General features: G+C 39.0%; 22 protein-coding genes and 1 other annotated feature. Of the genes, 13 read left to right on the forward strand and 9 right to left on the reverse strand.

All coding sequences use genetic code 11. The features are described from left to right. Positions 1 to 35: 35 nt before the first annotated feature. The gene (locus tag ACQKN3_RS00270; RefSeq protein WP_251686456.1) at positions 36 to 518 is read left to right on the forward strand and encodes a YtxH domain-containing protein; all 483 of its coding nucleotides are present in this window, start codon (positions 36 to 38) and stop codon (positions 516 to 518) included. Positions 519 to 577: 59 nt separating this feature from the next. Here the strand turns inward: ACQKN3_RS00270 and pilM are convergent, their stop codons facing one another. Next, complete coding sequence (gene pilM / locus ACQKN3_RS00275; protein ID WP_427708593.1) at positions 578 to 2,719, reverse strand: pilus assembly protein PilM; 2,142 nt, start codon at positions 2,717 to 2,719, stop codon at positions 578 to 580. Positions 2,720 to 2,896: 177 nt separating this feature from the next. On the opposite strand from pilM, the gene ACQKN3_RS00280 reads away from it, so the two are divergent. The 3 genes from ACQKN3_RS00280 (at position 2,897) to ccpA (ending at position 6,077) form a co-directional block, all read left to right on the forward strand. Beyond that, on the forward strand, positions 2,897 to 3,982 hold the full coding sequence (locus ACQKN3_RS00280; RefSeq protein ID WP_251686458.1) for a bifunctional 3-deoxy-7-phosphoheptulonate synthase/chorismate mutase: 1,086 nt from the start codon (positions 2,897 to 2,899) through the stop codon (positions 3,980 to 3,982). Between the two features lie 127 nt (positions 3,983 to 4,109). After that, the gene (locus ACQKN3_RS00285; protein WP_251689980.1) at positions 4,110 to 4,871 is read left to right on the forward strand and encodes a 3-hydroxybutyrate dehydrogenase; all 762 of its coding nucleotides are present in this window, start codon (positions 4,110 to 4,112) and stop codon (positions 4,869 to 4,871) included. Between the two features lie 207 nt (positions 4,872 to 5,078). Further along, complete coding sequence (ccpA, locus tag ACQKN3_RS00290; protein WP_427708596.1) at positions 5,079 to 6,077, forward strand: catabolite control protein A; 999 nt, start codon at positions 5,079 to 5,081, stop codon at positions 6,075 to 6,077. Between the two features lie 80 nt (positions 6,078 to 6,157). Here the strand turns inward: ccpA and ACQKN3_RS00295 are convergent, their stop codons facing one another. Genes ACQKN3_RS00295 through ACQKN3_RS00305 form a run of 3 tightly spaced genes read right to left on the reverse strand, consistent with a single transcriptional unit; the run spans position 6,158 to position 8,623 of the window. Beyond that, positions 6,158 to 7,321 carry an acetoin utilization protein AcuC gene (locus tag ACQKN3_RS00295; protein WP_427708598.1) on the reverse strand — a complete coding sequence of 388 codons (1,164 nt, stop codon included), beginning with the start codon at positions 7,319 to 7,321 and terminating at the stop codon, positions 6,158 to 6,160. Further along, positions 7,318 to 7,965, reverse strand: coding sequence for an acetoin utilization AcuB family protein (locus tag ACQKN3_RS00300; protein ID WP_427708600.1), 648 nt, complete (start codon positions 7,963 to 7,965; stop codon positions 7,318 to 7,320). The genes ACQKN3_RS00295 and ACQKN3_RS00300 overlap by 4 nt, the downstream gene beginning before the upstream one ends. 25 nt (positions 7,966 to 7,990) lie before the next feature. Further along, positions 7,991 to 8,623 carry a GNAT family N-acetyltransferase gene (locus tag ACQKN3_RS00305; RefSeq protein WP_427708601.1) on the reverse strand — a complete coding sequence of 211 codons (633 nt, stop codon included), beginning with the start codon at positions 8,621 to 8,623 and terminating at the stop codon, positions 7,991 to 7,993. Positions 8,624 to 8,787: 164 nt separating this feature from the next. Here ACQKN3_RS00305 and acsA point away from each other — a divergent pair, with 164 nt between their 5' ends. The 5 genes from acsA (at position 8,788) to ACQKN3_RS00330 (ending at position 14,935) form a co-directional block, all read left to right on the forward strand. Then, positions 8,788 to 10,515, forward strand: coding sequence for an acetate--CoA ligase (gene acsA, locus ACQKN3_RS00310; RefSeq protein ID WP_427708603.1), 1,728 nt, complete (start codon positions 8,788 to 8,790; stop codon positions 10,513 to 10,515). 198 nt (positions 10,516 to 10,713) lie between these two features. Next, complete coding sequence (argC, locus tag ACQKN3_RS00315; protein WP_427708605.1) at positions 10,714 to 11,748, forward strand: N-acetyl-gamma-glutamyl-phosphate reductase; 1,035 nt, start codon at positions 10,714 to 10,716, stop codon at positions 11,746 to 11,748. Positions 11,749 to 11,824: 76 nt separating this feature from the next. Further along, positions 11,825 to 13,048: a bifunctional glutamate N-acetyltransferase/amino-acid acetyltransferase ArgJ gene (argJ, locus tag ACQKN3_RS00320; protein ID WP_427708607.1), complete on the forward strand. Its 1,224-nt coding sequence runs from the start codon at positions 11,825 to 11,827 to the stop codon at positions 13,046 to 13,048. Then, positions 13,011 to 13,787, forward strand: coding sequence for an acetylglutamate kinase (argB, locus tag ACQKN3_RS00325; RefSeq protein WP_251686465.1), 777 nt, complete (start codon positions 13,011 to 13,013; stop codon positions 13,785 to 13,787). Before argJ ends, argB begins: the two co-directional genes overlap by 38 nt. Then, a complete protein-coding gene (locus ACQKN3_RS00330) occupies positions 13,784 to 14,935 on the forward strand; it encodes an acetylornithine transaminase (protein WP_427708609.1) in 1,152 nt (383 codons plus the stop codon). The genes argB and ACQKN3_RS00330 overlap by 4 nt, the downstream gene beginning before the upstream one ends. Positions 14,936 to 14,986: 51 nt before the next feature. On the opposite strand, the gene ACQKN3_RS00335 is transcribed toward ACQKN3_RS00330, so the two are convergent. Continuing rightward, a complete protein-coding gene (locus tag ACQKN3_RS00335) occupies positions 14,987 to 17,860 on the reverse strand; it encodes a transglycosylase domain-containing protein (protein WP_427708611.1) in 2,874 nt (957 codons plus the stop codon). Between the two features lie 102 nt (positions 17,861 to 17,962). Further along, positions 17,963 to 18,170: a binding site (T-box leader), on the forward strand. A 74-nt stretch (positions 18,171 to 18,244) separates the two neighbouring features. Between ACQKN3_RS00335 and tyrS the strand changes: the two genes are divergently transcribed. From tyrS to ACQKN3_RS00350, 3 genes are all read left to right on the forward strand, one after another. Further along, complete coding sequence (gene tyrS, locus ACQKN3_RS00340; protein ID WP_427708613.1) at positions 18,245 to 19,516, forward strand: tyrosine--tRNA ligase; 1,272 nt, start codon at positions 18,245 to 18,247, stop codon at positions 19,514 to 19,516. 92 nt (positions 19,517 to 19,608) lie between these two features. Further along, positions 19,609 to 20,781: a substrate-binding domain-containing protein gene (locus tag ACQKN3_RS00345; RefSeq protein WP_427708615.1), complete on the forward strand. Its 1,173-nt coding sequence runs from the start codon at positions 19,609 to 19,611 to the stop codon at positions 20,779 to 20,781. A gap of 96 nt (positions 20,782 to 20,877) precedes the next feature. Further along, a complete protein-coding gene (locus ACQKN3_RS00350) occupies positions 20,878 to 21,489 on the forward strand; it encodes a YIP1 family protein (RefSeq protein ID WP_427708617.1) in 612 nt (203 codons plus the stop codon). Between the two features lie 252 nt (positions 21,490 to 21,741). Here ACQKN3_RS00350 and ACQKN3_RS00355 read toward each other — a convergent pair whose 3' ends face one another. Then, positions 21,742 to 21,897, reverse strand: a complete 156-nt coding sequence (locus ACQKN3_RS00355) for a YjcZ family sporulation protein (RefSeq protein ID WP_251686471.1) — start codon at positions 21,895 to 21,897, stop codon at positions 21,742 to 21,744. A 167-nt stretch (positions 21,898 to 22,064) separates the two neighbouring features. Continuing rightward, positions 22,065 to 22,667: a 30S ribosomal protein S4 gene (gene rpsD / locus ACQKN3_RS00360; protein WP_251686472.1), complete on the reverse strand. Its 603-nt coding sequence runs from the start codon at positions 22,665 to 22,667 to the stop codon at positions 22,065 to 22,067. A 485-nt stretch (positions 22,668 to 23,152) separates the two neighbouring features. On the opposite strand from rpsD, the gene ACQKN3_RS00365 reads away from it, so the two are divergent. Then, the gene (locus ACQKN3_RS00365) at positions 23,153 to 25,015 is read left to right on the forward strand and encodes a sensor domain-containing diguanylate cyclase (protein WP_427708620.1); all 1,863 of its coding nucleotides are present in this window, start codon (positions 23,153 to 23,155) and stop codon (positions 25,013 to 25,015) included. A 47-nt stretch (positions 25,016 to 25,062) separates the two neighbouring features. Here the strand turns inward: ACQKN3_RS00365 and ACQKN3_RS00370 are convergent, their stop codons facing one another. Beyond that, positions 25,063 to 25,542, reverse strand: coding sequence for a GAF domain-containing protein (locus tag ACQKN3_RS00370; protein WP_427708622.1), 480 nt, complete (start codon positions 25,540 to 25,542; stop codon positions 25,063 to 25,065). 12 nt (positions 25,543 to 25,554) lie between these two features. Next, on the reverse strand, positions 25,555 to 26,358 hold the full coding sequence (hisJ, locus tag ACQKN3_RS00375; RefSeq protein ID WP_427708624.1) for a histidinol-phosphatase HisJ: 804 nt from the start codon (positions 26,356 to 26,358) through the stop codon (positions 25,555 to 25,557). Between the last annotated feature and the right edge of the window lie 24 nt (positions 26,359 to 26,382).

Here is a 26,382-nt window from a genome sequence, read left to right on the forward strand (position 1 = left end):
AAAATGACATTCAATAACAAGGGGGAGTTTTTAAAATGGAAGAAAAACGCGTAAATTATGATTATAACCGATTAAATGATTCGATTTATGATGATGAAAAAGTTCACGTTAAGGATTTTGTTATCGGCGCATTAGTAGGCGGTATTGTCGGTGTAGCGACAGCTTTATTACTTACGCCTAAGACAGGCAGTGAAATGCGTAATGATGTTGCGGTACAAGCTGTCACATTAAAGGATAAGAGCATTGAGCTTTCTGGCACGGCAAAGGAGAAAACGGCACAGCTATCGACGCAATTAAAAGAGCAATCTTCTTCAATTGTTGAAAAAGTGAAAGCGAAAACAGCGAAACAACCACCAGTTATGGATGATGGAACTGCTTCATCAGAAGGTGAGGAACCATTACCATTGGATAAAATGGTAGATGAAGAAGTACTTGCTGCTGAAGCTCCGGATCCGGATAGCGTAAATACAGACCCGGATATCGCACCAAACTCAACACGCCATACAGATGTACAATAATAAGAAAAACGGCTCCCCAAAAAATATTGGGAGCCGTTTTTTTATTATTCCACAACCGGTTAATCGGTAAGCTGAATTTCAAGTTGGTCGCCACCGAATATTTCAGCATCAAATGAAGAAGGCGCACCATTACGTAAAATCACAAATGACCCTTTAAATGACGCAGGAAGCTGCCAGTCGGAAAACCGAAAGACATCTTGATAAATCCATTTGCTTGTATCTTTTTCGATAATATTAATTGTAGCCCCATTCGGCACTGTTGCTTCACGTTGGACTACTTGACCGTTTACAGAAAACTCACGGGCCACCTTTACAAGTTCGACTTGTTCATGCTGGAACTCTACAATCGCCTTTTCTTCCAACAACAAATTCAAATGTGCTGCAATTTGTTCAGCTGTAGGTAAATGACGCTGTTCGAATGTAATGATATCTCCATTTTGAATAGGGTAATGCAGTTTCCCAGGCTTTCCGTTAATGAAAAGCTGTGATGAAAAATCAGGGAACGATACAGGTTTCCCATCGATATGAACAAAATATGATTGGAATTGCTGCATATACACAGAATGGTTCATAGATTTCAATACATCTTCCACAGTTTCGATTGTTTCGACGACAATTAAGTCTCGATCCTGTAAAGGAGTATCCAATTTTGCAATTTGACCGTTTACAAATACTTTCGGTTCAATAGTGTATTGCTTTTCTTGAATTATCACAGTTTTTACGGATGCATGGTCAATAATATCCCCTATAGTAACAGATGCGGCTGTCCCATCTTTTCCGGGAATCAGCTCTATTTGATCTCCATTTTGAATAAGGGATTTAATCGAGGCATTTTCACCATTCAATATGATCTGTGCCGGCTGTCCATGCTCACCTGGCACGAAAACATTTTGACCGTTCACTGTAATCGACAAACCGTGTCCGGGTTTGCCGTATAATTGTTTTGCTCTGACGTTCGCAGCCAAAAATGCATCACCGACTGTCATTTCTTTCAACTCAAATAGTCGTACAACTTGTTGATTTACTTGAATTGACATGTAATGGATCGGTGATTTTTGTGCGGCAATCGCAATTCCAATCGGTGTCACAAGCTCAGGTGTTGCAGCAATATGTTGAGCCCGTGTTAAATTCTGAATGGCACTCACATCACGTACCGCTACACGGTTAGACGGCAAATTTAATGTTTTGCCGAGCTCTTCCGGCAAGTGAGGTGTTAAACTCCCGCCCCCAACTAACATGACCGCTTTTGGAGGGGTGTTATTATTTAACCGTAGTATTTCGTCGCCAATAGACTTCGCCAAATTTTCAATTGCTGGATATATTGCCTTGATTACTTCTTCACGAGGAAAATATTCGTCAAATCCCAAAATATCCTGAATGAGAATTTCCTCACTCGTATGCAATTGGCGCTTTGCCATTTCAGCGACCGGAAAGTCCAGTAAATAGTGGTCACTTAAACTTTCGGTAATTTCATCACCAGCAGTCGGCACCATTCCGTATGCTACAACCGTACTTTTGTCTGTAATGGCAATATCCGAAGTTCCGGCACCAATATCAACAAGTGCCACATTCAAGCGGCGCATGGAAGGAGGAATAAGTACATTAATCGCGGCAATCGGTTCTAACGTGAGGGCTTCCATTTCCAAATTGGCTCGTTTTAATGCAGCTAGCAATGATTCCACGACTACGCGCGGCAGGAAAGTGGCAATCACTTCAACGGATGCTTCATCACCTTGCTGATCGAGGAGGCTCCCAATTTCTTCTCCATCCAAACGGAAATATAAAACGGAATAGCCAACACAATAATAATGGTTATTTTTTGTATCTTCTTTATGAAGCAATAATTTTTGCTGAGCCTGTTGAACGGCTTGAAGTTCTAGGCGGTTAATATCTTCATCAGTAAAGATCGGTCGGTTTTTAATAGAAATGGAAACACTGGCCTGTTCGGTTTTTAATGCACGCCCGGCTGCTGCTACACTCACTTTCTCCAAAGGACCGTGAGTTTCTTCCAATTTCGTCTTAATTTCCTGTATAAGCTCCGCTACATACAGGACGTTATGTATTTGGCCATCAACCATTGCACGTTCTTTATGTTCTTTTACTAAAATATCGGCGACATGGTATGTATCTGTATGCTGCTCTAAAATAATACCGACAACGGAGCGTGTTCCGATATCAAGTGCGAACAATTTGTTTGCCATATGAAAACGCTTCCTTTCTATTATTATCACAATATACTTTAACGAGTTGAAGCGCTAAATTAAAAATGCGTGACAATCTACAATAGTTTGATTATAATAAGATTATTACTTAAAAATGTATCATACTTTTTATTTATCTGAAAGTGCCGGATACGCAAAGAAGAGGGGTAGAGGAATATGCATCAACAAGATTTAGAAAGCTTACGTAGCCAGATTGACAGCTTGAACTTAGAAATTTTACGTTTAATTAATGAACGTGCATCAGTAGTAGAAGAAATTGGTAAGATTAAAGAGAAGCAAGGTGTCAATCGCTATGATCCGTTACGCGAGCGTCATATGCTTGACTTAATTAAAGAAAACAATAACGGCCCGTTAAATCAAATGACGGTTGATTATATTTTTAAACAAATCTTCAAAACAGCGCTTAAACAATTAGAAGCAGAAAAGAAAAAAGAATTACTCGTTTCACGTAAAGAAAAGTCAGAAGATACTGTCATTAATGTTAATGGTGAATTAATCGGTACAGGTGCTCCTTCGTTCGTATTTGGACCATGTGCGGTTGAGTCGTATGAACAAGTTGCTGCAGTAGCTGCAACAATTCAGGAAAAAGGATTAAAATTAATCCGAGGTGGTGCATACAAACCACGTACATCTCCGTATGATTTCCAAGGCCTAGGTTTGGACGGCCTTAAGATTTTAAAAGATGTTTCTAAAGAATACGGTTTAGGTGTTATTACAGAAATCGTAACACCTGCTGATTTAGACCATGCATTAGATTACATCGATGTAATTCAAATCGGAGCTCGTAATATGCAAAACTTCGAATTATTAAAAGCAGCTGGATCAACGAATAAGCCTGTCTTATTAAAACGCGGTTTAGCAGCGACAATTGATGAGTTCATCCATGCAGCAGAGTACATCATGTCAAAAGGTAATGAAAACATTATTTTATGTGAACGCGGTATTCGCACATACGAAAAAGCAACTCGTAACACATTAGATATTTCGGCAGTTCCGATTTTAAAACAAGAAACACATTTACCGGTTATGGTAGACGTGACGCACTCTACAGGCCGTCGTGATTTATTATTGCCATGTTCAAAAGCTGCAATCGCTATTGGAGCAGACGGTGTAATGGCAGAAGTGCATCCAGATCCATCAATCGCATTATCGGATCAGCAACAGCAAATGGATATCCCGACATTCAATGCTTACTACGATGAACTTTTAAAATTCATGAAACAATACGAAGTGTCAAAATAAACATTAATAAGCCCATGTTGAGTCAATTCAACATGGGCCTTTATGTATTTCTGCATGTTTTAATTTGACGAATAGTAGTGTAATAAATTACAATTTTTTCTAAATACCTTATATAAGGGGGAATGACATAGTGCAAAAAATTGCGTTAATCACGGGGGCTGCACAAGGAATCGGCTTTGAAATTGCTAAAGAGCTTTCAAACAATGGGATGACAGTTATTATTTCAGATAAAAATGAAGAAAGACTGAAAGAAGCAATTACAGAACGACCGGATTTAAAGTATTTACTTTGTGATGTCAGCGATGAAGACCAAATTAAAGAAACAATCGATACAGTTATTTCGCAGTTTGGTGCACTACATGTCATGATCAACAATGCTGGTTTCCAACATGTATCCATAATAGAGGAATTTGATACGGAAGTTTTTGAATTGATGCAGAAAGTAATGGTTGTAGGGCCTTTTATTTTTATGAAGTATGCATTACCTATTATGAAACAGCAAAACTTTGGCAGAATAATTAACATTGCGTCCATCAATGGTTTGGTCGGTTTTGCAGGGAAAGCCGGCTATAATACCGCTAAACATGGTGTTATTGGTTTAACTAAAGTAGCAGCACTTGAAACGGCAGCAAACGGAATTACAGTAAATGCAATTTGTCCCGGCTATGTTGATACGAAATTAGTTAGAAATCAATTTCAGGATTTAGCGAAAACACGGAATATAGCGGTTGAAGATGTATTGGAGCAAGTACTCTATCCTTTAGTGCCACAAAAGCGCTTAATTGATGTTTCCGAAATTGCAGCGTTAGTCATCTATTTATGCAGTGATGCAGCAAAAGGGATGACAGGACAGGCGGTTGTATTGGATGGAGGATACACCGTTCAATAAAAAAATAGCGAATTTAAACAAGTGCTATCGTGTTGATATCACACTTTTTGAATATTTTAAGACAATTGATGAAAAAACCAGGTATTCACTAGGTTTTAGATTGAAAATAGAAATGAAAATATTATATGATGAAGCTATACATAACAATTAGTTCTACTAGTCGTTTATAAAAACTTATATCACTAAGATAAAAAGGGGGAGAAATTTTTGACTGTCACAATTTATGATGTTGCACGTGAGGCGAATGTATCAATGGCAACCGTATCTCGCGTAGTAAATGGAAATCAAAATGTTAAGCCTGCGACAAGAAAAAAAGTGTTGGAAGTGATTGAGCGTCTCGAATATCGTCCAAATGCAGTAGCACGTGGCTTAGCAAGTAAAAAAACAACATCAGTAGGAGTCATCATCCCTGATATTTCGAATAATTTAAATGCTGAGCTTGCACGAGGCATTGAAGATATTGCGACAATGTACCGCTATAATATTATTTTAGCAAATTCAGATCAAAATGAAGAAAAAGAGTTGTCTTTACTTGATACGATGCTAGGAAAGCAAGTTGACGGTATTGTGATGATGAGTGAAGAGGTAACTGAAAATATCCAACGCGCAGTGGAAGCTTGTCCAGTACCGATTGTATTGGCAGGTTCTATCAGTTCTACTGAAAAAGTAGCTTCTGTAAACATTGATTATTATAATGCGGCATTTGAAGCTGTAGAAACACTTATTAATAATGGACATATGAGAATTGCATTTGTCTCAGGTCCATTACAGTATACAGTGAATGGTCAGCATAAACTTGCAGCCTATAAAGATGCTCTTGAAAAAGCAAACATTGAAATAGACGATGCTTTAATTGTTGCCGGAGATGGCTCTTATGATGACGGATTGGAAAGCTGGGCGAGTTTAAGTGAACTACAGCAACCGCCTACAGCCATTTTTGTCGGGAATGATGAGCTGGCAATTGGACTAGTACATGGCATTCAAGATAGCGAAAAAAATGTACCCAATGATGTTGAAATCATCAGCTTCGAAAATTCAAAACTAGCGCGTATGGTACGACCAAGACTTACAAGTGTTGTATTGCCTTTATACGATATTGGAGCAGTCGCAATGCGCTTATTAACGAAGTATATGAACAAAGAGGAAGTTGAACAGCAACATGTCATCTTACCTCACCGCATAGAAAAGCGTGGTTCGAGTAAATAACAAAAGCGCCTGTCAATAGCTGACAGGCGCTTTGTATTATTTTATAGCTTTATAATTTTGTTCAAACTTTATTGCAAACGTTACGATCGGTTTTTTTCTGTACGAATAATATGTAGTGCTTTTTCAAGCATTCGTGCATTTTTTTCCTCAATTTCTGCTTTACGCGGAATAGGATCATATAGAGGTTGTGGATCATTCCATGTCGGAATTAGCGGAACAGGCGATTCCGATTGCCATGTATCAAGCCATTGCTGCGGTAACGCTCCAATCGGTGCAGGCTGATCGGTCATCTCTGTCCAAATATGTGACCAAGCCCGCGGGACGACCCGCCAAATATCATATCCTCCGCCACCAACTGCAATCCAGCGACCTTCACAATATTCATGTGCCAATTTATGTGCAAGCTTCGGTATTTCTTTATAAATGTTCATCGTCCCGTATAAATGTGTTAGGGGGTCAAAATAATGGGCATCTGCACCATTTTGTGTCAAAACAACATCCGGTTTGAAGAATTCAAAAACTTCCCGCATTGATTGTTCATATATTTCCAAGAAGCTCTCATCTTCCGTAAACGCATCAATCGGGAAGTTAAAAGAAGTCCCATATCCTTCACCATTCCCGCGTTCTGTGATATTGCCTGTACCCGGAAACAAATAGCGTCCTGTCTCATGAATTGATAATGTACATACATTTGGATCATCATAAAAGGACCATTGAACACCATCGCCGTGATGTGCATCAGTATCTACATATAAAACACGCAGCCCGTATTTTTTCTGAATATATTTAATAGCTACACTGCTATCATTATAAATGCAAAAACCGGATGCTCTTCCACGGAAACCGTGATGAAGTCCGCCTCCCAAGTTTAATGCGTGCTGAGATTTACCTTGCAGTACTTGGTCGACTGCCTGTAAAGTCCCGCCGACTAACAATGCGCTTGCTTCGTGCATATTTTTGAAAATCGGAGTATCCTCTGTCCCAATACCATATGGTTCCCCTTGCTGAGCGGTTAACTCGCCATGACCTGCTTTTTTTACGATGTCAATATACTGCATGTCGTGGGCAAGCGCAATTTCTTCATCTGTTGCAATACGAGCAGGGACGATATCCTCATCTTGGAGGGCACCGATATTTTTCAGTAAATCAATCGTTAAGTGTAATCGCTTATGGTTAAACGGGTGTGTGTCCGAAAATTTGTAAGTGAGTTGTTCTGGTGAATAAATAAATACAGCTTTTTTCATAATGTAACGCCAGGCAAGTTTGGCCACAATACATCGTATCCTTGCTTTCGCAACTCTTCAATAATATGCAGCGGATTGATTACTTGCAGACGGACACTTACAATTCTGGATTTCACATTTTCACCATCAGGATATACGAGAACACTTAATACATTTGCTTTATTTTCATGGAATACTTTCGTTATTTCAAACAACATGCCAGGTTTGTCGTTTACCCGAATATCAATTTTAGAACCGGGCTTATGTGCGCCTGTTAATTCGATGTAAGTATATAGTAAATCAGTCGTCGTTACGATGCCGACCAGTTTCCCGGCAGTAACAATAGGTAAACAGCTGATTTTAGCATCATAAAAAGTCATGGCAACTTCTTCAACGAAGTCTAGCGGATGACCGACTATCAGATTTTTGACCATGATTTTCTCGATTGTTGCATCATAAATCGTAGAGTCCGGTTCTTCGCGCAAACGAGAAGGCAAAGCATTTTTCAAGTCATGGTCTGTAATGATTCCTACAACCAGTTTCTCTTTGTTGACAATTGGCACATGACGGATATTTTTATCTCGCATAAGACGTACAGCATCACGTACTGTGTTTTCGGGCAGGAGTGTATGTATCTCTCTTTGCATAATTTCTTCGACAATCATAGTTCATTCCCCTTTGTGATAAGAATTAATACATGAAACGATTTCTAAAGCGAAGTCTGTCAAATCTCTCCATTGTCTCATTTCCAACACGTGCCCCAACACGCGCCATTAGACAGTTGGCAGGATGGGAAGTAATTTCAGGATCATCTGTTGCATAATATTCGAAATTGACAGATGTCATCATTCTCTCCATCATATTTCGATATTCCCAAACAGATAAACCTGTTCCTTTTAAATCCCAATGCCAGTAATATTCAGTTGTAATTACTAAATAATCTTCCATTGCATCATCCATAAATGATACTTCCAATAATTTTTTGCCTGCGCCGGACCCTCTAAAAGCAGGAATGACTTCAATGGCACCAAGCTCAATCATATTTGGAATCCGATCTTCAGACCAGCGTTCCAATGGATCTGGATAGAGATACGTAACATAGCCGACGATTATGTTATCCTGTCGAATGACGATAATGCGTCCTTCTTCCAGCTGAGCAATTCCGACAAGTGCTTCATGCTGCTGATGGGAAGGTCTAAAAGCTTTTAAATCTTCATGTAATGTGTAGGTAGCAAGTTTTTCGGAAGAAACAGGTCCTTCTACTAAAACATTACCATTTCTCGTTTTGAATTCAAGACGATAATAATTTTTCACATGAATCATAATCACACCACCTGCTTTTAATACATCTATTATACTCTATTTCATGCGAAAATACGCTTAAATTCGCGAGATGTAACTAAATTGATTGAAAGTTTTAAATATTTTGCCTATTATAGTATTTTTATTGTAAAATGATTGTAGTTTTTAATGAAAGGGGATTTTTCATGGGGATGAAAACAATGGAAAAGCTAGCAGTTATTCCAGGGGAACATAATTTAAAAAATTATGAGGAAACAGCTGCAAATCATGATTGGCAACATAGTGAAACAGCATTTTCTTGGTTTGAAACGGGGAAGGTCAATATTGCATATGAAGCAATAGACCGACATGCAACAACACACCGCAAAAATAAGGTTGCTCTTTATTATAATGATGGGAATAGAAAAGAAGCATATTCTTTTTATGATATGAAACGTCATACGAATAAAGCTGCGAATGTGTTGAAGGAAAAGGCATATTTAAAAAAAGGGGACCGTATTTTTATTTTTATGCCACGCACGCCGGAGCTTTATTTCAGCTTAATTGGTGCATTGAAAATTGGCGCAATTGTTGGGCCATTATTTGAAGCATTTATGGAAGGTGCTGTATATGACCGTTTAATGGATAGTGAGGCGACAGCAATCATTACAACGCCTGCACTGTTGACAAGAGTACCGCTGGAAAAGCTGCCGCATTTAAAGACGGTTTTTGTAGTAGGGGAAAATATAGAAGAAACAGATAAGATAGTAGATTTTAATAAATATTTTGCAGAGGCATCTCAGGATTTTGACATTGAATGGGTCGATAAGGAAGATGGCTCCATTTTGCATTATACATCCGGCTCAACGGGTGCACCAAAAGGGGTATTGCAGGTCCATTATGCAATGGTTCAGCAATACCAGACAGCTCAGTGGGTACTGGATTTAAAGGAGGCCGATATTTACTGGTGTACAGCCGATCCAGGTTGGGTGACCGGAACAGCTTACGGAATTTTTGGACCATGGTTAAACGGTGTGACGAATGTAGTCATCGGGGGCCGCTTCAGTCCGCAAGCTTGGTATGGAGCAATTGAGGAATATGGTGTCACAGTTTGGTATAGTGCGCCAACTGCATTTCGTATGTTGATGGGTGCAGGTCCGAATATTATCGGCAAATATAATCTTTCTACACTTCGTCACGTTTTATCGGTCGGTGAACCATTAAATCCGGAAGTAGTGAAGTGGGGAATGGAGATTTTAAAACATCGTATTCACGATACATGGTGGATGACGGAAACGGGAGGCCATATTATCTGCAACTATCCATCGATGGATATTAAGCCAGGTTCAATGGGGAAACCTGTGCCGGGAATTTATGCGACAATTGTAGATGATCAAGGCAATGAAGTGCCGCCTTATACGATGGGTAATTTGGCTATCAAAAAAGGGTGGCCGGCGATGATGCGGCAAATTTGGGGGAATCCTGAACGCTATGAATCTTATTTCTTAAAAGGAGAATGGTATGTTTCAGGTGATTCCGCATTTAAGGATGAGGAAGGTTACTTCTGGTTCCAAGGTCGAGTAGACGATGTTATTATGACGGCTGGAGAACGAGTTGGACCATTTGAAGTGGAAAGTAAACTGCTTGAACATCCTGATGTGGTGGAAGCAGGTGTAATTGGTAAACCAGATCCGGTGCGCGGTGAAATTATTAAGGCATTTATTTCATTGCGTGAAGGGGTAAAGCCTAGTGAAGCGCTTGAAGCGAATATTCGGGACTTTGTAAAAATAGGATTATCTGCCCATTCAGCACCACGAGAAATTGAATTCAAAGATAAGTTGCCAAAAACTCGAAGCGGTAAAATTATGCGTCGTGTGTTAAAGGCGTGGGAACTCGATTTACCGGCAGGCGACTTATCAACAATGGAAGATTAACTTTATATGCCAGTACTTCTTAAATCGGGGCGCTTACATATGTAGGCGCTTTTTGTATTATTATTTAACGATAATTTAGAATAATCTACAAATATATAAAAATACAGTTGACTAAATAAATATACATACTTATACTTATTTTTATCATTTAGAATTCGTAAAAATTTTTCAGCTATATAAAAATGACGAGGTGACAACATGAAAGCAGGTATTATTGGTGCAACAGGTTACGGTGGATTAGAACTACTGCGGTTTTTGCATAATCATAAAGAAGTGGAGGAAATCGGATTATTTACATCCTCTGATGAAGGAACTCTATTTTCGGATAAATTTCCACATTTAACGGATATTTATAATCAGCCGTTACTTAAATTGGACGATGATGCATTGGCGGAATACGATGTTGTATTTGCAAGTACGCCGTCTGGGGTATCAAGTACGATTTTCCCTTCTTTAGTTGAACGGGGACCAAAATTAATTGATTTATCCGGGGATTTCCGGCTGAAAAATTTAGCAAGCTATGAAACTTGGTATAAAAAAAATCCGGCACCACAGGAAGTAGTGGACCGAAGTGTTTACGGATTAACGGAGTGGAATGAACCAGCTATTGAAAAAGCCGATTTAATTGCCAACCCAGGCTGTTATCCAACGGCTGTTTTATTATCCATCTTACCTCTTATAAAACATCGGTTAATTGATCCGAGCTTCTTGGTCATTGATGCGAAGAGCGGAATTTCAGGTGCAGGTAATAAACCATCACAAGCAGCACATTTCAGTGAAGCAAATGAAAGCTTCTCGATTTATAAAATTAATGAACACCAGCACATTCCGGAAATCGAACAAGCGATTTCAATGTTTACCGATATCGAGACAGCAATAACATTTAATACTCATCTAGTCCCGATGACACGTGGTATTTTAGCAACTTCCTATGCACAAGTAGCGGAAGGTGTAACACAAAAACAATTAGTGGACTGTTTAACAGATACGTATAAAGATCATCCATTTGTCCGTGTCATTCAAGAGGCTTCCGCAGTGGGAACAAACCGCGTGAAAGGTTCAAATTATTGCGACATATATGTGAAGCTCGATGAAAGGACAAATCGGGCAACAATTATCGGTGTGATCGATAATTTAGTTAAAGGAGCAGCCGGTCAGGCAATTCAGAACATGAATGTCCAATTCGGTCTCCCGCAGCAAACAGGCTTACAACTCGTTCCGTATTTTATTTAATTTAAAAAGATGAGTAATAGATGAAAATCAACCCGCATTTTATGACGAGCATTTTAAATTTAGGGAGGGTCATTAGATGACTTCAACAATAGAAATGAAAAAATTATCAAGCAAAAATATCGTATCACCAAAAGGGTTTACTGCAGCAGGTGTTCATTGCGGACTTAAGCATAAGAAAAAAGATTTAGCGATTCTAGTAAGTGAAGTACCAGCTAGCGTTGCCGGTGTATTTACGACAAATGCAGTCCAGGCAGCACCGTTAAAAGTAACAAAAGAAGTTGTATATGAAACGAAAAAAATGCAGGCAATCATCGTAAATTCAGGAAATGCCAATGCCTGCACAGGTAAACAAGGAGTATTGGACGCATATGAAATGCAACTTCTTGCTGCACAAAAGCTTGGCATTGCATCTGATTTGGTAGGGGTAGCCTCTACGGGTGTCATCGGGGAAATTATGAAGATGGAGCCAGTTAAAAAAGGTGTGGAGCTATTAACTCCGGATTCAAAGCTAGAAAGCGGTATTGATTTTTCTCAAGCAATTTTAACGACAGATACAGTAATGAAAAATACAACTTATGCAACAATCATTGATGGCAAAGAAATAATTGTTTCAGGAACAGCTAAAGGCTCTGGAATGATTGAACCGAATATGGCGACAATGCTCGGGTTTATTACAACTGATGCCAATATTGCATCAGAAGAGCTGCAAAAAGCGTTATCGAGTGTAACGGATTGCACATTCAACTCGATCACAGTTGATGGAGATACATCAACGAACGATACAGTTATTGTAATGGCAAACGGCTTAGCAGGAAATGAACCGCTATCACCTGCACATCCGGACTGGGATAACTTCTACACAGCATTACGTCTCGTATCAGAAGATCTAGCAAAGTCAATTGCACGTGACGGGGAAGGTGCGACAAAGCTGATTGAAGTAGAAGTGGATGGAGCAGTTTCAGATGAAGAAGCACGTAAAATCGCGAAGACAGTTGTAGGTTCACCACTAGTGAAAACAGCAGTATTTGGCTGTGATGCAAACTGGGGACGTATTATTGCAGCAGTTGGCTATTCCGGAGCTGTAATCGATCCTGATAAAATCACAATCAAAATTGGTGGAGCAACAATGGTGGAAAATGGCGAACCGATTAAGTTTTCCGAAGAAGAGCTCATCGAAATTTTAAAGCAACATGAAGTAAAAATATATGTGTCACTTGAAGTCGGTAAAGGGCACGGATTCGCCTGGGGGTGTGATTTGACTTATGACTACGTTCAAATCAACGCATCATACCGCTCGTAAAATGGTCATCAAGCTTGGTGGCAGCACATTAGAAGGTCTTAACGAGACCTTCTTTCGCAATTTTAAAGCATTGCAGGAACAAGGGATCCAACTCATTATTACCCATGGTGGAGGACCTGCGATCAACCGCGAATTAGCTGCTGCCGGAATCGAGTCCCATACAGTAAATGGACTGCGTGTCACGAGTGAAGAAATGATCGATATCGTACAGTCAACTTTAATCGGGAAAGTAAATCCTTCACTCGTCCATGAGCTCCATTCGGCAAGTATTTCTGCCATTGGACTGAATGGGTTTGATGGCGGGTTACTAGAGAGTGAATTTTTAGATTATGAAACTTACGCATATGTAGGAGAAGTGAAGCATGTTAATATTAATATGTTAAACTCTTTGACGGAAGCTGGAATTGTTCCTGTCATTGCGTGTATCGGTGCAACGAAGGATGGGCAGGCGCTGAATATAAATGGCGATACAGTGGCAAGTGAAATTGCATTGGCTGTCGAGGCAGATTGTCTCCTGCTTGTGACGGATGTAGCTGGTATTCGCATACAGGATGAATATCAGACGGAAGTGACACCAAGCTTAATTGAACAATGGATTGGCGAAGGGCATATTTACGGCGGGATGATTCCGAAAGTGCAAGGCGCCCTTAATTGTTTAAATGCAGGCATTCCTTCTGTACAAATTGTTAATGAAACTTTAACCGGGACGACTATTTTAAGTGAGGAGCTAGTGAAATGAGTGCATTATTCCAAAATTACGCAAGAAGACCTTTTGCTATTGTCGAAGGAAAAGGAACAGACGTATTTGATACGACAGGGAAAAGATATTTAGATTTTACGAGCGGCATTGCTGTTTGTAGTTTAGGGCATGCACATCCATCTATCGTTGAAGCGATTCAAAAACAAAGTCAAAAGCTGTGGCATATTAGTAACTTATTTGAAAGTCCGGGACAGGAAAAACTTGCTGCATCATTAGTGAAAGATTTGCATTTATCGTATGCATTTTTCTGTAATAGTGGCGCAGAGGCGAACGAAGCAGCTATTAAATTAGCACGTAAGCATACAGGAAAACATAAAATCATTGTGTTTGAACAGAGCTTTCACGGACGTACATTTGGTGCGATGAGCGCAACTGGACAAGATAAAGTACGTAATGGCTTCGGTCCTTTAGTAAGCGAGTTTATTACATTGCCGTTTAATGATGTCGAAGCATTAAAAGCTGCAGCTGATGCAGATACTGCTGCGATTATGCTTGAAATGATTCAGGGTGAAGGCGGAGTAAATCCTGTAACGGAGGATTTCGCGAAAGCTATTCATGAAATTCAGCAATCATCGGATATTTTAGTTATCATTGATGAAGTACAAACAGGTATCGGACGTACAGGAACACGTTTCGCATATGAACAGACAGCTATCAAACCGGATATTGTTTCAATGGCAAAAGGTCTTGGTGGCGGTTTCCCTATTGGGGGAATCCTCGGGACAGAAAAGCTGTTTAACACATTTAATGCCGGTACACACGGTACGACATTCGGCGGAAATCCATTAGGTGTTGCCGTTGCACAAACAGTTATCGATCAAATATTCAATGATGCCTTTTTGGATAATGTTAAACAAAAGTCGGCGTATTTTATTAATAAACTGGAAGAAGCTTTTCCGGAAGATAACTATTCAGTTCAAGGAAAAGGGTTAATGCTTGGTCTAAGCCTTGGTGGCGAGGATGTGGCGCCATATGTGGCAGCATTGGATAAAGCGGGTCTATTAACGGTTGCAGCCGGCCCGAAAGTAATTCGATTATTACCTCCTTTAACAGTGAGTGAACAGGAAATTGATGAAGCAGTCAATTTACTAAAAGATGTATTAAAAGCCGAACAAGTATCAATTTAATTACATTAAAAAAACTCACCAACTTTATTATTAGTTGGTGAGTTTTTGCTTTTATTCTCCTGATGGTTCTGGTTCGACCGGATCAACGTCAACTTCAATTTCGTCCAGGTCTTCAATTATTTCCCCAGGGACAACATTTTCTTCCTCTTCTTCTGTTTCCGGTGGAGCAGGTGGAGCAGTTTCCACTACTTCTCCGACTTCATTCGAATAACCGGATTCCAATCCAGTAATATCGACTGCTACAACGATGTAGCGAACGCCTGGTGAAACAGACACGCGGTATCCTTCATAAGATTTTAATGAACGTACAAGCGATCTGCCCTGGTCGGTAACGCTATATACGCGATAGCCAACAACATCATTTGATGCAGAGGCTGTCCATGAAAGTGAACCATTTGCCAATGTAGCAAAAACAGGTTGCGGTGGTGCACTGTCTGCCGAGAATGGAGCACCGGTTACAACACCCTTACCTGAATTGAATGACAATAATTTTGAAGCGTCTCCACCCAGTTTGCCTAACATGCGATCAACAAAGGCCTGATTTAATCCGAAACCGCTCATTTGAACAAACTCAGTAGGTGTATTCGGTAATGCAGCATACGTGTTGCCGTTAATTACAACCGATGTGGAAGATACAAAGCTATCATCCGGCTGTGTCGGTAAAAATACATTTTTATTAAATAAATCGGAAGTGACTAAACCGGCATTGGCACATGAAGTAGAAGGTGCCAGGCCTGAAATACCACAAAATGATCTTGTCACAACGCCTTCAGGTTTTTTGAATGTTTCTTTCGTACCGATTAATTCCGGGTCAATGTCATAAAGTGTATTTAGGTATTTTGCCCATAAACGGTTTACCCGCTGACTTGGATGCTGGTAACGGTTATTAAATGCATAAAGTGTACGCAATTTTTCGTAACCCATCCAGACACCTACCGATATATTCGGATTATATCCGACAAACCAAACATCGTTATGGTCCTGTGTTGTACCAGACTTAGCAGCGAAGTCAGATGAGAATTTCAACTGGCTCTTTGCCAATGTTCCAGTTCCGCCCTGCTTCAGCACATCACGCAGCATATCTGTCATCATATACGCTGTTTCAGGCGCAAATACTTTCACTGGCTCTACTTTATGTTCATAAATAATATTGCCGTCCAAATCTTCAATGCGGTCAATCATATAGGCATCGATAAATTGCCCGTTATTGGCAAATGTCGCATAGGCATTAGTATTTTCTTCAACTGAAGCACCAATATCCAAAGCTCCAAGAACTGTAGAAAGGTTTACATAGTCCTTTTTGTCTAGCTTGGAGAATCCCATTTTTTCCAAATAGGTTGCCGGACTGCGGTCTAAAATTGAATTATATAATCTTAGGACGGCTAAGTTTTGTGATGAAGCAACCGCCTGGCGTGCTGGTATAATTCCTAATTCCTGATTCGGGTTATAGTTTACAGGGGCATAGCCGTCAGATGGACGTTTGAATTTCACATCGACAACAGGGCTTCCTGCTCCGATGACACCGTAATCAAGTGCTGGTGCGTAGGCAAGTAATGGTTTCATTGTTGAACCGTTTGAACGGAATGCATTTGTTGCGTGATTTACTTGTGTAATATTATGGTCGCGACCGCCAACGAAACTTAAAATACGGCCGGTACTATTTTCAATAACAATACTTCCTGTTTGTACAGGTACATCCACTTCGATTTCTTCGCCTGTTTCAGGATCTTTTTCTTTTTTCTTGTATGTTTGTCCGTATAAAGTGAATTCCTCCGTCACTTTTTTCATGGAATCATACATATCTTTATTGATCGTTGAGTAAATACGGTAACCGCCGGAACGTATTGTACGGTCTGCCAGTATAGTATACTTTTCATTTAAATTTTCTTCTTCTTTTAAACGATCCGGGTCAATGCCGTCTTTTTCCGCGAGAATTTTAGCGAAAATCTCTTTTGAACGGAGCTCAAGCTCAGCTGTTAACCAAGGATATTTTTCTTCCGGACGGATTTCATACCCTTTGAAGTCTTTCGTAATATCGTACGCAATTGCTTTGTTATATTCTTTCTCGGTAATATAACCCGCCTCCTGCATACGATAAAGAACCGTTTTCATCCGGTCAATACCTGGCTGCATTCCTTCCGCGCTTTTTTGCTCACCTTTATTTGTAAAAGGTGTATATGTGAAAGGTGCCTGAGGGATACCGGCAATATAGGCAGCCTGCGGTAAATTTAATTTAGATGCGGAAATACCGAAAATACCTTGTGCAGCCGTCTCGATGCCGGCAATATTACGACCTGAAGAATTTCGGCCGTACGGGATAATATTTAAATAGGCTTCGAGTATTTCTTCTTTAGTCATAAAATGCTCCAAACGATAAGCAAGTAAAATTTCCTTTGCTTTACGTTCATATGAAACTTCATTCGTTAATATTTGGTTTTTTATTAATTGCTGTGTAAGCGTAGAGCCACCTGTCTGTGTTGACGAGTTGGATACGTCTTGCAGTAATCCCCGTAATACCGCTTTTGGCACAATGCCGGTATGCTCCCGGAAATATTCATCCTCCGTAGCAAGTACTGCATTAATCAGAGATGGGGATATATTGGCAAGCGATGTTTCACGTCGGTCTAAATCTGTTCGAATCTTTCCTATGTAAATATCGTTCGCAAAATAAAGTTCACTTGTTTCTTCATAGCTGAAAATTTGTTCGCGCATTTCTTCTTTCGATCGCAAAGGTTCATCCTTTGTTAATGATGCGAAGTAACCTGCGCCTACACCTCCAACAAACAACAGTGTCGCAGCTATAAAAATAATCGCCAGCAAAGTTAAATTCCAGAATACACCGCCTCCAATTCGGACGTAGCGCATTCGTTCTGAAGAAGCAAGGATATCGATTTTTTTATTTAATTTTTCGAGCCATTCTCTCACATCATCGACCTCCTAAAATCTTGTTTATTATAGCATATTTGATATATAAACGAATATAAATATTGACATCAACTATTTTCTAGGTAGAATAGAAAATATAAATTTCAGGCAACGAAGAGTTTGCAGTAATAAATGTGTTCCCTGCATAGAGAGCTAGCGGTTGGTGAAAGCTAGACATAGCGCATTTATGAATTACGTACTTGGAGCCTGAACGGATCGTCTCGTTATAGACGCTTAAAGTGGAAGAAAGAGACTGAAATTTCTTCAAGCCGGGTGGTACCGCGTTAAATTAAAATTTGACGTCCCTGCATGCATTTGCGTGTAGGGACGTTTTTTATTTTCCTTACAAGTAAATGACGCATCATGTAAAAGGAGAGAAAACAAATGACAAACGAATTACTGCAAGACTTGGAATGGCGCGGTTTGTTATACCAACAAACTGACGCGGAAGGTATGGAAAAGCTTTTAAACGAGGAGAAGGTTTCTCTATACGTAGGTGTTGACCCGACAGCGGACTCGATGCATATTGGACATATCGTACCATTGCTTACATTACGCCGTTTCCAAAAAGCAGGCCATACACCGATTTTATTAGTTGGTGGAGCGACAGGTACTGTAGGGGATCCATCTGGCCGTTCAGAAGAGCGCCAATTACAGACGATGGACCAAATCGAAAAAAATGTGCAAGGTCTTAAAAAGCAAATGGAGCGCTTATTCGACTTTTCATCGGATGCGGCAAATAGTGCTGTCCTTGTAAACAATAATGACTGGGTAGGTCCAATGACATTAATCGATTTCCTTCGTGATTACGGGAAACTGATCAATGTAAACTACATCTTAAATAAAGATACAGTAGCGTCACGCCTGGATTCAGGTATTTCATTTACTGAATTTGCTTACACATTAATCCAAGGTATTGACTTCAATCATTTATACGATCATCACAACGTTCGAATTCAAGTAGGTGGTTCGGATCAGTGGGGCAATATTACAACAGGCTTGGAAATGATTCGTAAAACACATGATGAAAATGCGAAAGCGTTTGGTATTACCATACCGCTTGTAACAAAAGCAGACGGTACAAAATTCGGTAAAACAGCGGGTGGCGCTGTTTGGCTGGATGCTGCTAAAACATCTCCGTACGAGTTCTACCAGTTCTGGATCAATACAGCGGATGCCGATGTCGTGAAATACTTGAAGATCTTCACATTCCTGACACGTGAAGAGATTGAAGGTCTTGCAGTAAGTGTTGAAGAAGAGCCGCATTTACGTAAAGCACAAAAAGCGCTGGCTGAAGAAATGACACGTCTGATCCACGGTGAAGAAGGTCTGGAAGCAGCAGAGCGTATTACAAAAGCATTATTCTCTGGTGATTTAAAAGCATTATCAGTTGAAGAAATGAAAGTAGCCTTCTCTGGTGTACCTTCTGTAGAAGTGGTAAAAGAGGATAAAAATATTGTGGAACTAATCGTAGAAGCAGGGATTTCTTCATCAAAGCGTCAAGCACGTGAAGATGTTACGAACGGTGCAATTAGTGTGAACGGTGAAAAAATTACGGATCTTGAATATGTAATTGATTCGAAAGACCGTTTGGAAGATGCTTTTGCAATTATCCGTCGCGGTAAGAAAAAATACCATATGGTGAAATTTGCTTAATTAATTAAAACGTCTTGGAAAGCAGTTTTCCAAGACGTTTTTTAAAAGGAATTTCATGTTTCATAAAGAACGTAGAGGTTAGGGGTGAAAGTATGGAAAATAAATCGTATTTAGGGAAAATTGTCATTTCGATTTTTGTATTACTGACTGTTTGCTTTTTTACTTTCATATTGTTATTTATTGTGGCGTTCAGCGGTAACATTCATTATATACCGTTAGTAATTGCAGCTGCGGTCATATTATATATTGGTTTTGTCCTTGTGATTTTTGATGTGTTTTATAAAAACAGTAAACGTGTAAAAATCTTTTGGACAATTGCCGGAATCGTTTTAGTCGCCTGTACGGTCCAACCTGTTTATAAATGGTTCGATGATCGGGTACCTACTGTAGACTCAGAAGTGAATATTTATCAATATGAGCCGTTTACAGATAAAAATGAATTAGTTCAATTGGATAAGAAGCCGACTTTAAAGCTAGCGGAACCTTTACCTCAAATCGACGGTGCAACGGCTTTGTATCCATTGTATGCCGCCATTACTGAGCATATATATCCGGAAAAAGAATACAATCCGTACAAGAGCGAAGTGGTGGTCAACCAGACTCATGAAGCCTATACGAATCTGATTTTCGGAAATACGGACATGATTTTTGCAGCTGGTCCTTCAGATTCGCAAATTAATCAAGCCGAACAACAGGGTATTAAACTTCATTTGACGCCGATCGGAAAAGAAGCGTTTGTCTTTTTCGTCAACAGTAAAAATAACGTCAATCATCTATCACTCGATCAAATTAAAGGAATTTATGCTGGGAAAATTACAAACTGGGAAGAAGTGGGCGGAAAAGATGATGCAATCCGGGCGTTCCAAAGACCTCAGGACAGCGGATCGCAAACTGCACTGCAACGTCTAATGGGGGATACCCCTTTAATGGAAGCACCAACGGAAGATATAGCGACAGGTATGGGCGGAATTATCAATGAAGTGTCCCAATATAAAAATTATAAAAATGCTATCGGTTATACTTTCCGTTACTATTCAAATGAAATGGTTAAAAATAAAGAAATCAAACTTTTGGAAATCAATGGAGTTGCACCGACAAGAGAAACGATTCGCAACAATACGTATCCGATCGCTTCCGAATTTTATATTGTGACAGCAGGCGAGCCGACAGGAAATGTTAAGAAACTGATTGAATGGGTACTGTCGGAAGAAGGGCAGGCATTAGTGGAAAAGGCTGGCTATGTATCTCTTAAATCTGCCGAATAGTAAAAGATTGGTATGCTACTAAAGGAGCAATAACTTTGTATCACCTTAAAATATCAGTATAATAGATTGTATACATATTTTTAGGGGGATGTTATTTTGAGTGAGCAATTAACAGGTACAGTCGATGATCGACATACCATATTAAGCATTGCTGTTAAACCCCGAGATACTATTCGTTATGTGTTAACAACCAAAAAGTTATCTTATTTCATTTTCGTTGGTATTATCGGAGTGTTTGCTAGCAATTTAATTAGCTTTATCGGTAGTGAATTTACAGGGCAATTTACACTAGGGGATATCGTTTATTCAACATTTCTATTTAGTTTAATACTGTATTTTCTTTCTACAGTTTTATCAGCAGGCGTATTGACACTCTCAGCAAAAGTTTTCGGTGGTATAGGGAAATTTAAAGAAATGTTCCGCATGATCAGTGTGACAATGATTCCTTATATTTGGATATTGCCGGTTCTGCTTTTCTGGATGCAATTCGCACCACAGTCATTTTTCACGATCTCCTATATGGAGACGTCACTAGGTGATTTGATTTTGCAATTTGTTTGCGGAACACTAATTATCATTAGCAGTATTTGGACATATGTCATCACAGTTATTGGAATTTCAGAAGTCCACCGCATTTCTAAATGGAAAGCATTTTTTGCTTCGTTTATAGTAATTGCTGTACTAGGAGCAACTTACTTTGCATTTTAAAAGACATTTTTAAATTGTAACGTATTCTAATTCTACGTTTAAATTAAAAGATGCTGCCGCTATATAAGCGTACAGCATCTTTTTTATTGTTAGCGGTCTGCATTGTCTGAGTCAGGAAAAAGATAAATACATTGTCACTGAACTAAAAATTAAAAGGGTCACTGGGGGAAGTGACCCTAATGGCGCGAAAATCAGTAATAAGTAGTTGGAATTATTCCTGGCTAGCTAAAAATTTTTTGTGAATCGATGCTATTAGTAAACAAAAGTAGCGCCGACAATAATTAAAAGAATGAATAGAACAACGATCAGAACGAAAGTTGAGCTATTACCGCCGCTGTAACCACCGCCACCACAGCCGTAACCACCGTAGTTTCCTTGATTTTGATACCCTTCATATCCGTAACCCATTAAATTCACCCCCTTTCCTCGTTATCCTATTCAACAAAGAAAGGTTGATCGGGGCGATTGAACAAATTTTAAAAAAATTTTGCCGAAATTAAATTAATAAAAAAACCACCAAGCACCTGTGAACAGGGCTTGATGGTTTGATTCGAATATATCTGAAACTCGAAAGATTAACGAGAGTAGAACTCTACGATGAATTGTTCGTTGATTTCAGCAGATAATTCAGAGCGCTCTGGTAAACGTACGAAAGTACCTACTTTAGAGTCTGCATCGAATGATAAATATTCTGGTACGAAGCTGTTTACTTCGATTGATTCAGCAACAACTGAAAGGTTAGCTGATTTCTCACGTAAAGAGATCGTTTGACCTGGTTTTACTGAGTAAGATGGAATGTCAACGCGGTTACCATCAACTAAGATGTGACCGTGGTTAACTAATTGACGAGCTGCACGACGAGTGCGAGCTAAACCTAAACGGTAAACTAAGTTGTCAAGGCGAGTTTCAAGTAAGATCATGAAGTTTTCACCGTGTACACCTTGTAATTTACCAGCACGTAGGTAAGTATTTTTGAATTGACGTTCAGTCATACCGTACATATGACGTAATTTTTGCTTTTCAGTTAATTGTAGACCGTACTCTGATTTTTTACCACGAGAGTTCGGGCCGTGTTGACCTGGTGCGTAAGGGCGTTTTGCGATTTCTTTACCTGTGCCGCTTAATGAAATACCAAGACGACGAGATAGTTTCCAAGATGGACCTGTATAACGAGACATAATTGTGTCTCCTCCTTAAAATTGGTTTTTGTTGTAAAAGAAAAAACCAGTTGTACCCGACATTAAACGGTATTCTATTTTCATGTATCTTCGCCCATGCAGCCGAAAGGGTTACACAATACACCATTCTGTTTAAACAGAAGGAATAAAATACTACATTTAAGTTATACAACTACTGCATTCATTTTACACAAAGGCTATTGTATCTTTTTTTTATCTATCCGTCAACAAAGGTGTTTTACTTTTTGTATAAAATATGAGGGAAAGAAAAACAAAAATAAATTTTCATTTTTATGGGTATTTAATCATAAAAGCGGGTAGTAGATAAGAATGGGAAAATACTTTAATATTCAAAAAACAATTCAAATTGGGGTGTTTACTAGAAAAATATAACAAATTTAAATAGTCAATAAGACATAAAATGTGTATACTTGATGTTAAGTGAAAAGAACCGACATCGCAATAGTAAAAGAAAAGGTGATTTAATGGTGGAAAATCAACAAAAGATTGATCAATTTAAATCGGATATTTTAAGCCTTTGTATGAATACGAAATTACAACGAAGTAAATTTTATGATTACTTTTTCCTATTAAAAGAAAACTTAATTAAACACTTTAATATGGAACATTGTTATTTATTTCATGTAAGCGAGAATAAATTGAAACCGATCGACAACTTAGAATTAATGAATGTTGATGTAACATTAGATTTAATACAACCCTATTTTAACGGTAATAAAGTTGTGAAGTTACCCGGGTTTTTTAGAGAACAGCCGTTTTTTGAAAATCATACGGATGTTATGCCACTTATAATAAATGATAAAATAGAAGCTATTATTATATTTAAATATAATCCTGAAAACGCACCAGTACAAGCAGTGCTGACAGAAGAAATTGTAGGAGCGATATCTGCTTCCTATTCATTTTTAACTCAAAATTATGAAGTTTATTCGAATGAGCAAAAGTACCGTAAATTATACGGGATGACAGACCTTTTCCATTCGACGATGGATATCGATGTAATTTTGGAAAATGTCCTCATAACAATAGAAGAAAATTTTCCAGGGCTGGAAGTTGAACTGATCTTGTCAAATGACCAAGATCGCCAAACGAGAGTGAAAATAAAGCCTTTCGACTATTTATCGGAACGCCCTGCAACAATCGAATCTTTCGTGTCGGGTGAATTGAAAGAGGATATAGCCGTTGAACAAAACCGTCGATTATTAAATGTGCCTATAAAAGGGAGACAAGCAATCTACGGGATTTTACAGGTGAAAGCACCCGTCAATTACTCGTTTACAAGTCCAGAAAAAGAATTTATCCGTATGCTTGCCCAAGCTTCAGGAAATGCTTTGGAAAACGCGAAACTCTATCATCAATCACATCGTCTTATCACGGATTTACAGTTAATTAATGAAACTTCCCATCGTTTAAATATGAAATTGACGATTAGTGAAATGCTTTTATTTTTACAAAAGCAAATGTTGAAATCTTTTCAGCCTTTGGAAATTGGCTTCCTGTTTAAGGAAGATGAAAAGTATATCATGACTGAAGCGTGTACAGAACTTTTCAATCGTATAGCATGTAACGTATATATTCAGCATGTGGAAAAACATTTTCATTCGACACAAGACCCATTGTTTATTGCTGATTTCAGCCGTCTTATTTCAGGAGACATTGAGTATAAGTCGATAATGGCCATTCCAATGATTGTAGAAGAAGATATTATCGGGTTTAGCCTTGTATTGCATAAAGAGCCGTATTTTTTCTCCTTTGATAGCTTCAAATTAATGCAATCGCTTATTCACCATTCGTCATTAGCCATTTCCAATTCGGTATTACGTGAACAGCTTCAGGAGATGGTGGATCAAGACCATTTAACAAAGCTTTACGCAAGAAGTTACTCTGATTCATACGTGGAAAAGGCTATTCAAAAGGACGATTCAGGAATGTTTCTTTTAATTGATATTGATAACTTTAAAAAGGTTAATGACACATACGGGCATCAAGTCGGGGATGATGTCATTGTACAAATTGCCAGACGACTGCAAAATGAAATAGGGAAAAGAGGTATTTGCTCGCGCTGGGGCGGTGAAGAACTCGCCATCTATATTCCGAACATTTCTGACAGAGAAGCAATTGAAATTTCAGATGCAATTGTACAAATGGTACCAAATGTAACAAATCCTTCAGTTACGGTATCTGCGGGAATGATTACGTGGAATAAGAGGAGCCGTCCGGATTTCAAAAATATGTTTTTGCAAGCAGATATTGCACTATACCATGCAAAGCGAAACGGAAAAAACCGTCTATGTGTATATGAAAAACCTATGGAACTACAATATTAATGGGAGTACCCGGAATAATAATTTTTCGGGCACTCCCATTTTAGCAATTAAATATGTTTTAACAGTATATTCACAAATTTTTCCAAACCATCTTTATCTTCAGAAGTAAAACGTGCTTCAGTCGGGCTATCGATATCTAAAACACCTAAAACGACACCATTTTTAATTAAAGGAATAACGATTTCCGATTTTGATGCCGCGTCACAAGCGATATGACCAGGGAAAGCGTGAACATCGTCTACAACCATTGTTTGCTCCTTCGCCACCGTTGTACCGCAAACGCCGCGCCCTACAGGAATTCGCACACAAGCAGGCAAGCCTTGGAATGGTCCAAGCACCAATTCGCCTTCATTCATTAAATAAAACCCAACCCAGTTAATTTCTTTTAAAAAAGTATTTAATAAAGCTGAAGCGTTACTTAGGTTAGCGATTAAGTTATTTTCCCCTTCCAGCAATGCATCCAGCTGTTTTGATAGCTGATTGTACTGTTCTGTTAATGTCCCGTTATAAGTAATATTTCCGAACATAGAAACCTCCAATTAAAAAGTTATTTTTTTCTGTAGTAAATCATAATGCTGATGTAAATCCGCTGCCGTATGGGCATCCGAGCCGAAAACAATTGGGATTTGTAAATCAATTGCCTGTTTCACAAATGGATAAGGCGGGTATGGCTCCTTACAATACGGTTTACTTAGACCAGCACTATTAAAATCAAGCTCATAATGACCGGTCTGCATCATCTTCAACAATTCAGTAATGTCAGTTGCATCATCGATCTGTTTGTTGTGGGCAAGCTGAAATTTATGAATTAATGTTGGATGTCCTATACGCTTAGGTTTGTATAAGCCTAAATCTGCTTTAATCGACTTTTTCACAGTTTCGTAGTATAGCTTATACATAGGAAGAATGCCGCCAACCTTATTGGCAAATTGTAAATATACTTCTTGTGAAAAGTCAATACATACATACTCGTCTTGGAAATTCAAAAAGTGTACGGATAATATCGCATCATCCAGTAAAGGGCCGACTTCATTCAGAAATTGTTTTGTTTCCTGTTCAAAGCCAACAATATAGTCGACCTCTAAGCCGATATTGATTTTAATTTGCGATTGATACTGTTCTTTTGCGCGCTGCAGTTGTTTAAAGTAATCCATTAAATAGACAGGGTTCATTCCGCTATCCTTGTCAGGTGTTGGGTCGACAAAGTTTTCAGGTAAAGGCGCATGCTCCGTAAAGGTGATTTCTTTAAATCCGCTTGCTATCGCTTTTTCGACATATTCTTCTATCGAATCTGTAGAACCATGGGGACAAAAAGGTGTATGTATATGACCGTCTCGTTTCAATTGAATGACCTTCCTTCAAAAATA

Origin of the sequence: Solibacillus sp. NPDC093137, from assembly GCF_050280445.1 — a bacterium.
Lineage (GTDB): Bacteria > Bacillota > Bacilli > Bacillales_A > Planococcaceae > Solibacillus > Solibacillus isronensis_B.